Here is a 15,802-nt window from a genome sequence, read left to right on the forward strand (position 1 = left end):
TTTGATGAGTTGCCGGTGATCAGCAGCTTTCGTTTCTCCTCACGGCCGTAGCGCCATCGGAGTGAGTGGACAGATTGCGCGGAAGCCCTGCAGATCTTGGTTCCGGAGTTTCCAACGCAAACGACCGGATCCTTCAGGCGAGCTTGTGTCGCCTGAACAGCCAACAGTACGCCGAGCAGGGGCTGTTGAAATTACGGCTGATTTTCCCATCAACTCATCGGAGCGGACGGATCGATTTCGGTCACGCCCAGCTTCGTTGGCGGGTGCCTTAAATAGTTGAGTTGGATGGATTTCTGCTGGTCCGCTTTAAAGCAGAAAGGCGTCGGAGCGGGCGTAGCCGTGTCGCTGACGCATCCACAGAGGCAGTCTGACCGTCCGAATGCGGATGAATGAAATCAGAAGCGGCCCGCGATGGTGAGGCGCACAGCCGTGGGTTCGACAGGGTGAAACACGCGATCGATCAGCCCTTCGGCCGGCTCGCCGGGCAGGCGCGAGACATACGCGTAGGTGATCTGATCGGACTTGCTGTTCGTCAGGTTCAGCACGTCTAGGGAGATGCTAATGCCGCTCTCGAAGTTGTAGCCGACCCGGCCGTTGAAAAGCGCGGTCGCCCGCGAGCGGATCGAATTGTCCTCGATCAGCGGACGCGGCCCGAAGTAGCGGAAGCGGAGGGACCCGAACCAGCCGAGCGGCTCGCCGAAGGTGACGCCCGCCGAGGCGATCGTGGTAGGCGCCTCAGGCACCCGGTTGCCCACCGGGTCGAAGCTGGAGAACCGGGCGTTGGTGATCGTCAGATCGCCCTCTAGCGAGAGCCAGGGCGTCACGGCATAGCGGTTCGTCCACTCGACCCCGAAGCGCCGGGTCGGACGGCTCGGCTCCGTGGTGCCTGTGTCGCCCTGGAAGATGTTCTCGGAGGCGAAGTCGAGCCGAAACAGCGCGAGGCTCGTCTCCAGCCCGGCGATCGAGCGGTTGCGGACGCCGACCTCGTAGCCCGTGGAGGGCACCAGGAACGGCGAGCGGGTGATGTTGAACAGGGGGCTCGCAGGATCCACCGTGGCGGTGACGCCGCGGGCGTCGTTCGAGTGGAACCCGCCGCCGTAATTCACATAGAACTCGGTGTCGAACCACGGCCCGAGCACGAGACCCAGCTTCGGGTTGACGATCCCGTCCGTGGCCTTGCCCGAGTTGGCCGGCGTGTCCGAGCGGACATCGGCGTAGTAGCCATCGGCGCGCACGCCCACGCTCGTGCGCAACCACTCGGTCCAGCGCACACGCGTGTCGAGGTAGAGCGCACCGCTCGACTCCAGCACCCGGTCGTCGAGCACGCCGGAGCGGTACTGGCGTGCAGTGGTGTTGAACAGGCCGACCCGGATTGAGTCGGTGCGGGTCTGGGCGCCGACCTCGACCTCCAGCGGCCGGCCGAACAGGTCGCCCTGGAAGATGTGCAGGACCTCGCCGCCGCCAAGGATGCGCTGATCGAGCTGGTGGAACTGGTCGCCGTTCACTGGGTCGTTGAGAAAGTAGGTGAAGTCGTTGAATAGGTTCATCTGGTAGCGGATCACGTAGGCCGAAGCCCGGGTGATGCCGGTGTCGTCCGTGGCGCTGAACCGCCCCGAGAGGGAGAAGCGGCTCGTGTCGCCGCCATCCGTGGGGTTGATCGTGCCGTAGCGGCTGAGCTGCCCCGAGACCACGGCACGCTCGGGTATCTGGTTGGTCGCCGTCCACTTGGCGGCGTAGGCCATGCCGGTGATCGAAAACCCGTCCAGCGCCGTACCCTGGCTGTAGCGGGCGACGCCGTTGATCTTGCGCAGGGCGTCCGGCACGACCCACGGCCCGTCGTAGACCTGCGCCTCACCGGCCACGAGCAGGTTGCCCTCGCCCAGCGGCACCGAGGTGATCGATAGGGCTCGCTTGTAGCCGAATGACCCTATTGAGGTCAGGGCGAGGTTCTTGGGCGTGCTGTCGAGGTAGTCGATCCGGACCGAGCCCGCGGAGGCGAAGTCGCCGTCGCGCACGAAGTACGGGCCCTTGTGGAACTCCACCGCGCCGACGAGTTCGGGGATCAGGAAGTTGAGGTCGGCATAGCCCTGACCGTGGGCGTGGGTGCGCATGTTCACCGGCATGCCGTCGACGCTGATGGCGATGTCGGTGCCGTGGTCGAGGTTGAAGCCGCGCAGGAAGTACTGGTTGGCTTTGCCCTCGCCGCTGTGCTGGGTGACGATCAGACCCGGGACCTCTTCGAGCACCTCTCCGGGGCGTGTGACCGGCCGGGCGTTGATGGCCGCGCCGCTGATGATGCCAGCGCTGGCGGAGTCCACCGTCAGCAGGGCGCCGCCGATCCCGGTAACGCCTCCGACGTACCCGGCGCTGGCGTTCGGCGTCCCTGGCGTGAGAGTGGTCGAAGGCTGCGCGGAGACCACGGAGATCTCGGACAGCGTGACTGCGGACGGTGATGGCGCAGCCGCATCGGGAGCTGCCCATCCAAGAGTGCATGTCGCAATGACGAGACCGCCAGTGGTGAGCAGCGGACGGGTGACGCTGCGAACGCGAATGCCTAGTGCGGAGCAACTGGGCCGGGAGATCGGACGAGGCACTTGCAGACCGGGCAAAGCGTGACGGTTCGCTTGTTCTGGCACGGATGGAGTATGAGAAACATACGGATAACTCACACCGCCGGATTAGCTTGGCCCTGTTGCTCGTGAGACGCAGCGCCATCGGCAACCTTGTTGTCATGGCCATGCAGATGATGAGCTTCGTCACCTTCAGGGATGAGATGCAGATGACCGTAACGGACCCCGCGCTGGGTAATGACGGCGTCCGCGTAGCTCTGCATCTGAGAGACTGACCCGTGCAGAACGGCCACCTCCAGGCAGTCGTCCTGGTTGAGGTGGACGTGCATGCTGGCGATGGAGACGCCGTGCTGGTGACCCTGATCGGTCAGCCGGCGGGCCAGATCGCGCGTGCCGTGGCTGTAGACGTAGCTGAGCGCCCCGTAGCAGGCCGCTGATCCAGCGCCGGCGGCGCGGGCAGGCGCCAGGGCGTCGCGGACAATATCGCGCACGGCCTCGGAGCGGCTGCCGTAGCCGCGGCTGTCGCAGAGTGCATCGATCGCCGTCAGCAGTTCGTCGTCGATGGTGATGGTAACGCGCTGCATGAGTGTCTCGATGTGACCGTCGCGGCGCAGCCAGGTGGCACCGCTTTCCACCCTTAGTCGAAGTCGTCGGAGAACGGACGAACGGCCACTTTAGATAACCGCCGTTAGCGTTTCGATCGGCTGGGGTGGGTGGAAAGCTTCCGGTCCGCTTCCACGCCGATCAGTTTGAAAAGGAGGCCTCGGCCGACCTGCGTCAGGCCAGCGACTTGGACATGCGATAGTTGTGGATCACGATGCCGTTCAACACGAAGTCGTTTCGGACAACGACCTTGAAGCCTCGACGCTCGAAAAGAGGGCGCGCGCCTTCGCTGGCTTCGACGTACAGAACTGCTACCGCCGCAGCTCTAGCTGCGTCTTCCAGGGCGGCGTAGATCGCGGATCCGACGCCTGTCCCGATCCTGTCTGGACGACAATAAAGGTGGTCGATATGGCCGTTGGGTTCCAAGTCCCCATAGCCGATAGGCTGTCCAGCTTCATCGATCGCGACGAGGAATGTCCGACCCTTGGACTGTCGAAGATACCGTTCGGGTTCCGGCCTCGACGGGCTCCACGCCTTCACCTGCGTGTCGGAATAGTACCGACGACCGGCTTCATGGACAGACGCATGAAACAGCGTTGCAAGCGCATCGGCATCTGACGGTTCGAAGGGGCGAATGATCATGCCAAAGCGCTATGGCTGCTTCTAAAAAATCGAAAGGGGCTCCTCAACGGCGGCAAAGGGTCGTTAGGAGGCCGTCCGCTTTTCCAGCGGACTTATTCGGAAGCGGACCAGCTGCTTTCGGCCAATTCCAGCCAACTGTCGAGCGTCCGATTTCTTCGAGCTTCCTCCCTAAACCGGAACAGCAGCAATTCACCCAACATAGATCTTCATCAAGTCTTCTCTGCGCTTGCGCTACGATATCTGATACCTGCCGTACAGTAGTGGGGTTTGGAACTCCACTCATGCCAATGCGGCATCGCATTCGAAGGGAACAGCCTCTTCGCTTTTGACTACGTGAACATCACCGCTGGTACCATAAGGCTCGGCGGTGGCGCTGCTCCCGATTACGCGTTGCGTCGACGCAGGTCGGCGATGCGCGCGATCAGCATGGTGCGCAGCTCCTGCACTTCCGCGTAGGCGGCCTCCGCCTTCTCGAAGGCGCCAAGACCTTCGCGGCGGATCTCCTGTGTCAGCGCCTCGATGCGCTTCACCGCCCAGAGGAAGCTCGGCGTCTCGGGCGCAGCGGTCATGTCGGTGCGGATCGTGGTCATGCTAGGGTTCTCCACGTTGTGGCTCAGTGGGTGGTTACGGAGGGGATGGCTGTGGTCCAGGCTTCGACCCGGGCGGGCACGGTGCCGTCCGGGAAGAGCAGCAGCAGGTCTGTCTCGGCGCGGGCCTGCTCGGCCGTGCTGACGATCCGGCCCGTTTCGGCCGCGATCACCAGCGTCAGGGCTTCGCTTAGGAGATCCTCCTCCCCGCTCTCTTCGAGCAGGGCAGCCTCATTGAGCGGGGTGGCCCCGGCGGTATCGGCAGCTGATGCGGACTTCGCGCTGACACAGGTGGCAGCGGCGAGATTGGCGAGTAGGCTCCGCTCGACCGCTTGGCCGAGGTGACGCAGCCGCTCGTCGGCCTGGTCAGCGAGATTGCGCAACGCCCGATCGAAGGCGGCCCCGGCCCGGGCCAGGACGATGCGGCCCGCCGCCTCCAGCTCCGCCTCGATCGCGGCATCGAGGTCGGCCAGCGCCCGCTCGGCCCGGTTCCCGGTACGCTCGACGAGCTGGCGTACCAGCATCGCCGCCGCCGTCGGGGTCGGCTCCGAGCGCGCCGCCACTGCATCGAGCGCGGTGCAAGGGGTGCCGGCATGGCCGAGGCCCGTGATCAGGTTCGGAACCTCAGGGTGCGCGGCAGCGTTCGCTGTCCCGAATGCGTTAAGAGGCCGGAACGCCTCGACCGGTCCGCCGCCCCGGCAGACCAGCGTCGCGGAGAGGCCGTGCTCGTGCTGAAGGCCCGCTACCCGGGCGAAGGCCTCGGCCAGCGAGCGCTCCGCCCCCGCCCCCTCGAAGATCGCCCAGACCCGGTGGATCCGGATCAGTCCAGCTACCTCCAGCGGCTGCAGCACGTGCTCGACGTCGCGGCGCACCTCGCCGTGCTCGGAGACGACGAGGGCGATGTGGCAGGGATCCTCCGGTTCGCTCCAGGTCTCGGGCCCGAAGCGCCGTCCCTCCAGGCGCAGCCGCTGCAGCGTGCGCTCGCGGTCGAGATCGGCCTCGAGCGGGACCTGACCGACGCAGATCAAGCCGATGACCTTGGCCTGGACGCCGGCCCCGCGGCCGAAGCGCTGGCGCAGGCTGGTGCGTAAGGTGAGCGTGACCGTGCGGTTGACGAGCCCGGCGGGGTCGAAGTCCGGACCGTACTCGGTCCGGATCTGGGCGAGTTCAGCCGAATCGAGCCGGGCCTTCAGCCGGGGCGGATCGTTGGTGAGGCGGGCCTCGGCCTCACCGAGCAGGATGAGATAGCCGTCCTGTCCGTTCGGCTCCGCGGTGAGCACGCTGGCGCGCACCGTGTGCTCGCCGCGCAGGCGCTGGCGCAGCCAACCGATCAGGTCGCGCAGCTCGCCGACGACCGCCGCCTCGGAGTGAACCGCATCGCCCGCATCGGGCAGGCTTCGGCGGCCGCCGTCCGGCAATGAGGCCGGACGCGGCGGTCGGGGCGGTGTGTCCGACCCGTGATGGAATCTGTGATGACGCATGGGATGTCGGAATCCTGTGTTGTTGTGAAGGTGTCGCGAACGCGCGGGCTCGCGTGCGGAGGGTCGAGGAGCAGCGTGAGACGCGGTGACTGAGGAGCGGATCCGGCCGCCCGGATGCGGGCAGCCGGATCGATATTCACCGCCTCAGTCGAACAGCGGCCCCTGTCGGGTGGGGCCCGGATCGGTGGGAGCTTCGGACGCCGATGCAGGCGCTGTCGCGACCGGGTCTGGACCGAGCGCGCGGGCGATCGCCGCGAGGCGGACGTAGCCCCCGGTCCGGAGCTCGCCGCGCAGGATTTCGGTAAGATCAGCGAGCAGCGCCTCGGCGGTGTCGCAGGCGCGGAAGGCCACGCCGTCGATCAGGGTCGGCGCGCTGACCCGACGGAACAGCACCGGTACCGGCAGCACGGCGATGCGGCGCATCAGGCCCTCGTCCGAGAGCGCCCGGTGAGCGAAGCCGAGGCCCGGCTCGACCACAACCGCGTCGAGGGTGCCCCAGTCCCACTGGTCGTAGACCGCCGCGAAGGCCTCGTGCAGCGCAGCGACCGAGCCCGGCTCCTCGTAGGCGACGGGCAGGCGGATCAGCTCGATCAAGCCTTGCTCGTACCAGCGTGCGAGCGTCGCCCCGATCGGGTGAGGCGCGGCGTCGTCCGGCTCGATCAGCACGACCCGCCGGAGCTTCTGAGGGACTGGAAAGCCGCGTTGCCGGTCCCACAGTCCATCCGCTTCCAATGCCGCCTGCGCTATCCGATCCTGTTCGCGCCAAGCCTGGAGGAAGGCACCGCGCTCGAGCCCGAGCACCTGCCCGGTCAGTCCGAGCAGCGGATCGACCACCAGGGTGAGCAGCAGGGTGTGCTCGCCCACGAGGTGGTCCGGGTCGAGCAGGACGCCCGAGGCTGCCTCGATCTGGCGCAGGAAGGGGCCGGAGAGGACGGCGCTGAGCCGGCCCGGGCGATGCGGATCGAGTGGTTCGAGCGCGAGCAGTAGCCCGTCCCGGTGCCGGCGCGATTGCCGGACCTGGGCGCGGACCCAGAGGCCGGTCGGGGTCAGCGCGCAGCCGGGCTCGTTCGCGCCGGAGGGCGCGTCGTGATCTGTCATGGTGGGGGGACTTTCGTGATGCGGGGTCAGGGGATCGAAGGAGCCTCGCCGACCTCGGGCCGGCGCTGTGCGAGCGCCGCCCTCCGTCATCCCGTCGTCAGGTCATTCCGGGGTTTCGAGCGAAGGTGCCTTCGCCCTGCTTCCCCATTCTTGTGCTCGTCCTCGCCTGTTCTCGTCCCTGATTCCCCACCCGAGCCTGTACGGCGGCCCCGGCGGCACCGGCTCGGGTGAGCACGCCATCGTCCAGTCCTTCGTGTGTTGTCCAACGCAGCGCCAAGTCTTTGCTACAAAATCGGCATTCGGCCTCGGGTGTTGTCCAACGCACCCCCCTGCCGATGTGTGACGTAGGGTCATCCGTCTCGGCGTCGTACCCCTATCCCATCTGCCGGATCCCACCGATCCGGCAGCCTTCCTTCGTCTCCCCGGCACTCAGGCCGACAGCGGCTCGGCTTGGAGCTCCGGCCCGCGTGCGGCCTCGACCCGCCTTCAATATCCCATGAAGGCAACACGATGCGTCCCGACTAGGGGAAAGTTGTACTGCCAGATCAGCAACGCACTCCAAGTGACGATCCACTCGTACATCCAGTCGTCGTTCTCGGCGAAGGCGTCCCAGAATGCTTTCTCGCGAGCTACATCATGGGCTGCGAGGGCCTTTCGCACATCCCTCACGGTGAGGTAGCCGCACGCCACCATCTCCAGGCCGACGTGGATCAGGTCGGCGCGATCCTGCATCAGCACGGCCATCACCTCGCGGCGCAGACGCTCGCAAAGCACCGAATCGGTCAAGACGAGCAGCGCGTCGTCGTCGAGCCCGGCCATAACCTTCAGCGGGCTCTTCTTCCCTCGACCCTCCCGGTAGGCGACGACTGGGTGCCTCCTATCCGTCTCCTGGCCCTGGACGAGCCTATACCGGCGCAGCCAGAGGTCGGCGGTGGGCTCATCCCAGAGATCGATCGGCCCCTTGAGCTCGCCGGGCTCGGGCGGCCAGTCCATCATCCACTCGGCGACATCCGCGATTGTCCAGCGCTCCAGCGCCCGGGCGCCCGGCACGAGCGGGAGATCCCAGCAGGGATGATGGGCCAGGATCTCCGCCGGTGGACGCCCGCGGAAGCCGAGGTCGAACGGCGCCTCGGCATAGACCCTCTGCTCCGGCGCCAGCAGGGAGAGGTCACGGCAGGCCGCGCGGGCGTCGCGGAAGGCGTCGGAGGCGAACACTTCGGGCAGGGCGCGCACGATCTCGGGATCGGTCAACGGCATCGGAGCGTCGAGGCGCGCCTTCCAGACAGCCGGGTCGAGACCGGCATTCTGCGCGAGCGCGTAGAGGATCGGGCGCATCCGGGCATTCAGGCTCTCGCGGGCCGCATGGCGGCGCGCCGCCTTGGTGCGCGCGGGCGCCGGGCGGTCCTGGCGCGGCCTGTCGACAGCGGCGGCCGCGCCATCGCGCCGGTCCGCCGTCTCTCCGACGACGTCTGGCGCCTGCACGCCGATCAGTCCCAGGCGGAAGCGCTGGCTCATGAGGCCGGCGCGCATGTGGTCGAGAAGCGACACGACGGTCGCCGGGTCGCGGGGCGGATCCCGATCGCTGACGGGATCGGTGGTGGGGCGGGTGTTCGACATGATCGTGGGTTCCTAGTGCTCATGCTGCGGGATGGGAGCGCCCCAGCATCGGGGCTGCCCCGGCGGCGCGGCGCCCGGGGATTGGGGCCGGCCAGTAGGGCGTTGCGCTGGGGATCGAGGCTGGAGGCGGGGCGGTCTTCGTCCGGCCTCCGGGGTGAGACGCCGGAGCGCTCCCAGCTACCGAGACGCCCTGATGCTGGAGCGCCGAGATGCCGTGATGCCGAAGCGTCAAGATGCCGGAGCGTCACGGCATCAAGGCGTCGTGATGCCGGGCGGTCGGGACCAAGGCATGAGCGGGGTCAGCTCGTGTCCCGGTGGATCGGGGACGGCAGGTGGCCGCTCTCGCGCAGGACCGCCTCCGCGCCCTCGACCAGCAGGTCGTTGACCTTGCAGTCGCGGGCGAGCGCGAGCTCCTTCAGGCGCCGCAGCGTCGCCGCGGACAAGTAGACCGAGGTGCGCCGCGTCGCCGCGGAGCCTCGGCCCGCGGCCGGGCACACCTCGCTCCGCGCCGCCGGGACGCGCTCCGCCGGAATGGCCGACGGGCCGGAGCCGGGCGGTGCCCCGCCCAGATCGTCCAGGCTGCCGAGCAGGTCGAGCCGCTTCCGCGGGGGCCGGGTCGGGTCGGTCATCGTGGCATCTCCATCAGGCGCTGCGCGGTCCAGGCCCAGAGCGCGCGAATCTCGGCCGCCGCCTTGCCGGTCGGGGCGAACTCGGTGACGGCCTGGCCACCCAGCAGCGCGTCCTGATGGTCGATCCGCTGGGTCAGCGGCGGTTCGGCCAGATGGCCCCAGCGGCGCAGGCGCTCGGCGTAGCCGGCGGTGCGCGCGCCGGCCTGCGGCGGGCACTGGCTCAGAAGGAGCGCCAGGCGCGCGGCGAGGCCGATCTGGGCGAGCGCCCGCAGCGTCGGCTCGGTGGCGAGGAGATCAAGCAGGGTTGGCCGGGTCGGGACCAGGACGAAATGGGCCGCGCGCAGCGCCTGGTTGGCCACGGGGCTCAGGGCCCCGGCGGTGTCGAGGACGACGAGGTCAAAGCCGCGTCGCGTGAGCGCGGCGAGGATCTCGGGCAATTGCCCGACCCGCTCGAGTCCGAGATGATCGACGGCCGGATCGTCCGCCGCGCGGCGTGTAGCCCAGGCGGCGAGCGAGCCCTGCGGGTCGAGGTCGAGGGCGGCGACGCGCCGCCCGGCCTGATGGGCGGCGACCGCGAGGTTGACGGCAGCCGTGGTCTTGCCGGAGCCGCCCTTCTGGTTGGCGATCGCGAGGACGTCCATCACGACGGTCCCCCGCGCGCGGGCAGGCCCGGGGTTGCCGCATCACGGCGCCCCGACGCATCGGCATCACGACGCCACGGCATCACGGCGCTGCAGCGCCAGGTCATCGTGATGCGCCAGCGCCGTGGCGTCCCCGCATCGTTGCGCCACTGCATCGCAGCGCCACGGCATCCTGGCCTCACAGCGCCATGACGCTGCAGCCTCGTCGTGCGGGGCCGGCCGCTCGCCAGGTGCGAGGCGGGCGGGCGGTATCGGGTCCGACGGGCACGGGGATTCTTCATATCAGTCTCCGATCCCGCGACCGCCACAGCCGCGTCCGTTTCGCTTTGGCTGTGGTGCGTGCTGCCGCCGACCCGCGCGACGATTGCCGGTCGCGGCAGCCTCGTCCGCGCCGTGGACGGCCAAGAGCGGCAGGCGCAGCGGCGGGGCCTCGGCCGACGAGCGGGCCGGAGGGGCGACCCGAGGCGCCGGGTCGGTCGCTTCGCCGCGCGGCGGCCAGGGCGCATCGCTCTCGTCGTCGCGCTGTTGCGGCCCAATCGCCACCCGGTCCGCAACAGGACCGTCGGCGTCGGAGGATGCTGCTATCCGGACCTGCGCTTCCCGCACCGGCTCGACCGCTGGGACCCGTGGCTCGGGCTCACTCCGGATCGCCGGTGTCCCGACCTGCGGGAACTGGATCGGGATGGGTTTCGTGTCTGCGGTAGCCGGACCAGCGACTATCTCCGACGTGGCCAGGGCCGGCTCGGCCTGCTCCGGCGGCGCGTCAGTCTCGACCGCGACGGCGACCGGAGCCGACGTGGTGTCCCCGATCTCTGGTTTCGGCCGTACCGGCACCGGCACCGTCGGCGGCACCGCGGTCTTGTCGGACATCGGCGCGACCGCGGGCGGGTCTGCCGGCGTTGTGGCGACAATGTGCTCAACGCTCTCCGCGACGATGGGCGGTGCGGACGCCGGTGTAGGCAGAGCCGAGGCTGGCGGCGAGAAGGCGCTACGCGCCTCGGGCGGTCGCGCGAGCGGCTGACCTCCACCCGGATCCGCGGCCCCTGTGCCCGCACGATCGGCCGTGGGGTGAGGAGCAGGCGGCGTCAGCGGCGCACCGTTCGAGCGGTGGCTTCCGCCGAGGCTGAAGACGGGTGGTCGGACGCGTTCGTGCTGGGGCGGTCGAGGCCGCTGGGCTGGGATCGGATCGACCTGAGCTTTGCCATGCCGCTCCGCCGCACGCGCGACGGCGTCCGACCAGGACGAAGCGCGGGTGACGACCGGCGCGATCTGAGCCGGCGGCTCTGCCGGGGGGGTTGTCGCGGGCCTCAGGTTCGGTGTCGGTTCGCGCAAGGCGATCGCCGGCGACGGCCTCCCGGCGGCCGCCTCGGCCCCGTCCGGCACGACCTCGGCGTATCGATGCCAGAGTGCCGCAGTGATGGGCTCTAGGTTCGCCCGCACCCGGGCCGCGAACTCAGCCTCCGGGACCGGATCGGTCGGAACAGCAGTGATCGACGGATCCGGGCCAACTGCTGAGGCCGCTCCCGCCCGCGCCGGGTCCATGGGCCGCGTTCGCCCAGCCGGAGAGAGGTCGGCGCGGATTCTGTCTAGCCGCCTCTGTGCGTCCGCGATCCGGGCCTCGTAGGCCGCAGCGAGCTGTCCCGCCCTTCGATCGAGCCGCTCGCACAGCCCGACGAACTCGCTTCGGCGCGCCAGACCGAAGGGCGCGCCCTCCGGCACCGCGGAATCCGCCCCGGTGATCCCGCGCGGATCGGCCTTCGTGGCCCGAGCGGGCGCGGGCGTCGCGCTTGCCGCCAAGAGCAGGCGCGGCCGGGACTGGGTTCGCGCGCAGACGAGCCGAGCCAGATCCCGCCCCAGCTCGAGCCTGCCAATCTCCACGACGAGGGCGAGCCCGCGCTGGATCAGCAGCCGCACTGGTTGGACGGGGTCGCTGGCCCTGTCACGGCCGGCGGCACCCCGCTCGCCCATCGCGGGGCGCGGCGCGGCGAACTCGGCCTGCCGGCCGCGCTGCAGGAACAGGCCGAGCTTGGCCCCGGTCGCCGCGGCCCGCGCCTCGAGGATGCGGTCCGCCTCGGCCTGCCACTGCCTGCGGGCAAGGTCGGCCCCCGCCTCGGTCAGGGCGCCCTTGCGCTCTTTGTTGTACTGGCGCGCCGGAATGTGCACGCCCGGCGCCAGGGCGATGCCGATCGTGGCGTAGGCGCGCAGGTCATAGCGCTTGCCGATCCCCGCCTCAGCCAGCACCGCGTTGCAGCACGCCCCCCAATGCGTCCGCAGCTCAGCGATCCAGGTGCGGTCGTGGCTGGCGCGATCTTTGGACTGCCGGTAGGGCCGCGTCAGCACCCGGGTGCGGTTCGCCCGCCGCCTCTCGCAGGTGATCGCGAAGTCCCAGCTCGGCGCACCCGTGTCCGGGTGCGGCATCCGTCGCGCCGGGCGGTCGTAGTAGACGATGTGGACGTGGACGTTGCGGGCGTCGTTGCGTTCGTCGGGCGCGTGCACCACCGCCCAGAAGGGAAAGCCCTTGCCCGCGAGCTTGCCCGTGAAGGCCTCGACGATGGCAAGCCGCTGACGGGCGTCGATCTCGTGCGGCAGCTCGGCGATGATCCGGGTCTGAATGCGCCCGCCGCGCCCCGGCGCGATCGTGACCGGCGCGTCCGCGCCGAGGCCGATGGCCCAGCGCCACAGCGCGAAGGCGTCCTCGGTCGGGAGCGTCAGCGTCAGGGGAGCCGAACGCTGTAAGCCCGCCGCCCGCAGGATGTCTCGGGCTGCCTCCGGTGCCGCGTCGATCGCGGAGAGCGCCCGCGCCCACCAGTCCGGGTCCCGCCCCGGCACGATCCTGATCCGGTCGCCTCGGGCCGAGCGCTCGCTCTCCTCGACGAGCGTCCAGAACTTTGACCGCTCCGCGGGCGTGTCGCCGATCGTGCCGAACGAGGCGAGCGCGAGGGCGTCGTCCGGGTCGACCTCGACCGCTCCGTCGCGCTCGAGATAGGCCTGCTGCGCGCGACCGTCGCGGCCGGTGGCGCGTCGGCTCCGTGCCGGCCCGAGCCGCTCGGCGGCGCCCGGCCGCTCGATATACGCCTCGTGCGCGACGGCGCGTGATCCCTGGTAGCTCCGGCCGGCCTTGGCGGCCCGAATCCTCGCGAGGATCGGCGAGGTCTTCGAGACCGAGGTCTGAGAGAAGTGGCAGGTCACCGCCCCGTCGCGCGAGAGCGGGCGCTCGCGCTCGCGCTCGCCGCGGCTGGCGAAGCGCACGCCCGGCGCGCCATAGAGGTGCCGCAGCGTCTCGGGCAGGCGAGCGCGGCCGAGGTCGTGTTCGGGCAGGAGCGGGCCGTCCGCGTCGTGGCAGAGCGACGCGAGGACGCCGCGCACGAAGGGGTGCGTGATGGTCGGTTCGGGCATGTTCGATGGCCACCGGCAAGCACCGGCAAGTGCAGATGGCCAAGCTTAGGCAGGCTCTACCGATTCACGCAAGCGCATGAAAAGCATTGAGCGATTCGGGCAGAAGCAACCGTCTTACGCGGCCGCATTGAGGTCTTGACCTTAACAAACGAATCGCAAACGGTAACGAATTGTTAGCTATCTGAGATTGAGTCGATGCTTTCATGCAAACTCTACGTTGCGTGTGTTGAAATGCGATGTTCTGCCGCATGAATCATCTCGCGCCGGTTGTGGGGCGCGTTCTGACAGGCCGCCCGCGCCCGTCACGGGGCGAACCGGCGGACGTGTCAGACGGGCTCGGGCAGCCTCGTGCCGAGCCGATGGACACATCGCGATTGAATGGCTGACGGCCCGGTCAGCCTGCTCTTGTTTTGGGAAGTCGAAGCCGGCGCGTAGGTGCCGCCTAATCGAGAGTGGCCGCCGGGCTGCTCTGAATTAGGGGAGCTGAGCCCTGTCCCGGTTCGGCTCGCACCTCCGAGCCGAACCGGGACGTCCTTCCGGGATCGTCCTTCCCGGGATCGATGTCCTTCCGGGGTGCTGGCCGGGCTTTGGTTCGCGCGCCCGAGCGAACGGCAAAGCCCGGCCGCCGCCCGTCGGGGCGGCCGTCTTCTGGGGTTCTCTTCCGGGGTTTTGAGGGCTGCCCAGGCCATTCGCCGCGGTGGCCCAGGCAGCCGATCCGGCGCTCCGACACGGTCAGCAGAAGCTTGACGGTTGGCCGCGCGTCCTGGTCGCCTTCACGCGGGAGCCCGTCGCCGATCCCCGGCGCGGCCTGAATGCAAGGTGCGTGGTGTCGTGAAGCGGAAAGTGACCAACCTGGATGTCCGCGAGGTGTTCGCGGCCCTGTGCGCCCGCTTCGGGTTGCAACCCCACCAGCCCCGTCCCGACGCACCGTACGTCTGGGGCGAGGAGAAGCTGCGGGCCCGCTGTAACCGCCTGATGCGGCAGCTCACCGTGATCGAGGCCGAGCAGGAGGCCGCGACGCAGGCCTTCGCCCGCAGGATGCACGAGCTCGGCCAACGGCGCGCGGCCTGCCTGCTCGAGCTGACGATGGCGGATTTGTATGCCGCGGCGGCGGAACGGTCGGGCAAGCCCGACGCGGCCGCGCCTGCCCCGGACTCAAACGCGCAGGCGGTGTCGCCCCTCGGGACGACGGTCGCACCCTCATCCGATCCGGGAAGCAGGGAGACGCCGACGCTTCCCGATCACGAGGCCGATCCGGGAAGCGGAGAGCCGGTGCCGGCTTCCCGGACGAACAACGGAGCGGGAGCCGAGGATGTGCATGGCGACGGCGTGTCCATGGCGCAGCGGCCTGCCGATGGTGACCCCGGCCCGGGGCCGGCTGCCGATCCCATCGAGTACGATGTCGATCCGGAGCTCGCAGCCATGCTGCCGACGATCGAGGCGTGTGCGCCGGATTGGCGCGACGTCAGTTCGCCCCCGCAGAGCGTGCGTGAGCGCTTTCCCTTGTTCGAGAAGCGGATCGGTCCACTGAGGGATATCGACCGCGAGGATCTGATCGAACTCCTGGTGCTGCTACCCGCAGAGCATGACGATCTCGTCCGGGCGGCGCCCATCTTCGCGGCGCATCTGTTCGAGTGGTTCTGGTCCGAGGACGGGGCCGCCTGCCGGGCAGCGCTCTCGCAGGCGATCGAGCGGGAGCAGGCCCGCCGAGCCGTCTGGTGCAATCTGCTCGGGTGGTATCGTTGGGTCGTGGCGCTCGCGCCCGGCGGCTCGTGGCAGGCCGCGACGCGCGAGCAGGTCCGGGCGATGTTCCAGGAAGAGCAGGCTGAGTTCGTCGCGACCCTGGATCCCCATCGACTTTCCGTCTGGCTCGAACTCACAGCGCTTCTGGCCGGCGGCGCCTGAAGGACCGATGAGTACGGCAGGATGTTGAGCAGAGACCAGCAGGCCGGCAGCGCGGTTCGCCGGCAGACGCCCGGCGCGGGTCATCCGCCGCGCCGGGGGCCACGCTCGGGATCAGCGCAGGAGCTGGAGGATGCCTTGGTTGGCCTGGTTGGCCAGCGACAGCGCCGAGATCGCCAGCGACTGGCGCGTCGACAGCGCCTGCGAGATTGCGGCCTCCGCGTTCATGTCCGCGTTCACGAGGTTGCCCGAGCCGGTGTCGAGCACGTCGACCATCTGCTTGGTAAAGTCCTGGGGCGTCTGCACCACGGACAGGTTCGAGCCAAGGCTCGAGGACAGCGACTTCAGCCCCGTCAGCGCGTTCGTTAGCGCGTCGGAGGCCTTCGACAGGTCTGCGTTGTTCTGCACCCCGAAGTCCGCGCCCACCTGCGCCGTGGCCGCGTCGACGAAGCGTCCGAGCCCGAGCGCGTCGGCTGTAATGGCGCTGCCCTGCACGGACACCTTCGTGCAACCGTCGACGCCCGGCCTCGTCGCACTCGTTCAGCGTGGAGCCGCTCGAGCTCGGCGCGTCGCCGCCATCTGCACGGCGGCCTTTGTCCTCGGCAAGGCTCGACGGGCGGCGGGTCACGACGCACT

General features: G+C 69.2%; 11 protein-coding genes and 1 pseudogene. 1 reads left to right on the forward strand and 11 read right to left on the reverse strand.

Annotation, left to right across the window (positions count from 1 at the left end):
• Window positions 1-395: 395 nt before the first annotated feature.
• The 10 genes from ACLBYG_RS08195 to ACLBYG_RS08240 all read right to left on the reverse strand — a co-directional run bounded on the left by ACLBYG_RS08195 (window position 396) and on the right by ACLBYG_RS08240 (window position 13,264).
• A complete protein-coding gene (locus ACLBYG_RS08195) occupies window positions 396-2,420 on the reverse strand; it encodes a TonB-dependent receptor (protein WP_447681160.1) in 2,025 nt (674 codons plus the stop codon).
• 245 nt (window positions 2,421-2,665) lie between these two features.
• Window positions 2,666-3,154 carry a nickel-responsive transcriptional regulator NikR gene (gene nikR / locus ACLBYG_RS08200; RefSeq protein ID WP_447681266.1) on the reverse strand — a complete coding sequence of 163 codons (489 nt, stop codon included), beginning with the start codon at window positions 3,152-3,154 and terminating at the stop codon, window positions 2,666-2,668.
• Window positions 3,155-3,347: 193 nt separating this feature from the next.
• Window positions 3,348-3,815, reverse strand: coding sequence for a GNAT family N-acetyltransferase (locus tag ACLBYG_RS08205; RefSeq protein WP_447681161.1), 468 nt, complete (start codon window positions 3,813-3,815; stop codon window positions 3,348-3,350).
• A 383-nt stretch (window positions 3,816-4,198) separates the two neighbouring features.
• The gene (locus ACLBYG_RS08210; protein WP_447681162.1) at window positions 4,199-4,405 is read right to left on the reverse strand and encodes a hypothetical protein; all 207 of its coding nucleotides are present in this window, start codon (window positions 4,403-4,405) and stop codon (window positions 4,199-4,201) included.
• A 23-nt stretch (window positions 4,406-4,428) separates the two neighbouring features.
• Window positions 4,429-5,883, reverse strand: coding sequence for an exodeoxyribonuclease VII large subunit (locus tag ACLBYG_RS08215; protein WP_447681163.1), 1,455 nt, complete (start codon window positions 5,881-5,883; stop codon window positions 4,429-4,431).
• 144 nt (window positions 5,884-6,027) lie between these two features.
• On the reverse strand, window positions 6,028-6,981 hold the full coding sequence (locus tag ACLBYG_RS08220; RefSeq protein WP_447681164.1) for a hypothetical protein: 954 nt from the start codon (window positions 6,979-6,981) through the stop codon (window positions 6,028-6,030).
• Between the two features lie 486 nt (window positions 6,982-7,467).
• Window positions 7,468-8,598 (reverse strand): hypothetical protein, encoded by a 1,131-nt coding sequence (locus ACLBYG_RS08225; RefSeq protein ID WP_447681165.1) that lies wholly within the window; start codon window positions 8,596-8,598, stop codon window positions 7,468-7,470.
• Window positions 8,599-8,897: 299 nt separating this feature from the next.
• Entirely contained in the window at window positions 8,898-9,227 is a 330-nt protein-coding gene (locus tag ACLBYG_RS08230) for a hypothetical protein (RefSeq protein WP_447681166.1), read from the reverse strand.
• The gene (locus ACLBYG_RS08235) at window positions 9,224-9,868 is read right to left on the reverse strand and encodes an AAA family ATPase (RefSeq protein ID WP_447681167.1); all 645 of its coding nucleotides are present in this window, start codon (window positions 9,866-9,868) and stop codon (window positions 9,224-9,226) included. The genes ACLBYG_RS08230 and ACLBYG_RS08235 overlap by 4 nt, the downstream gene beginning before the upstream one ends.
• Before the next feature lie 282 nt (window positions 9,869-10,150).
• Window positions 10,151-13,264: a MobA/MobL family protein gene (locus tag ACLBYG_RS08240; protein ID WP_447681168.1), complete on the reverse strand. Its 3,114-nt coding sequence runs from the start codon at window positions 13,262-13,264 to the stop codon at window positions 10,151-10,153.
• A gap of 843 nt (window positions 13,265-14,107) precedes the next feature.
• On the opposite strand from ACLBYG_RS08240, the gene ACLBYG_RS08245 reads away from it, so the two are divergent.
• Window positions 14,108-15,169, forward strand: a complete 1,062-nt coding sequence (locus ACLBYG_RS08245) for a hypothetical protein (protein WP_447681169.1) — start codon at window positions 14,108-14,110, stop codon at window positions 15,167-15,169.
• Between the two features lie 111 nt (window positions 15,170-15,280).
• Here ACLBYG_RS08245 and ACLBYG_RS08250 read toward each other — a convergent pair.
• Window positions 15,281-15,535, reverse strand: a pseudogene (locus ACLBYG_RS08250) (flagellin); the annotation flags it as partial.
• Window positions 15,536-15,802 lie beyond the last annotated feature (267 nt).

The organism is Methylobacterium sp. D53M (assembly GCF_053345625.1).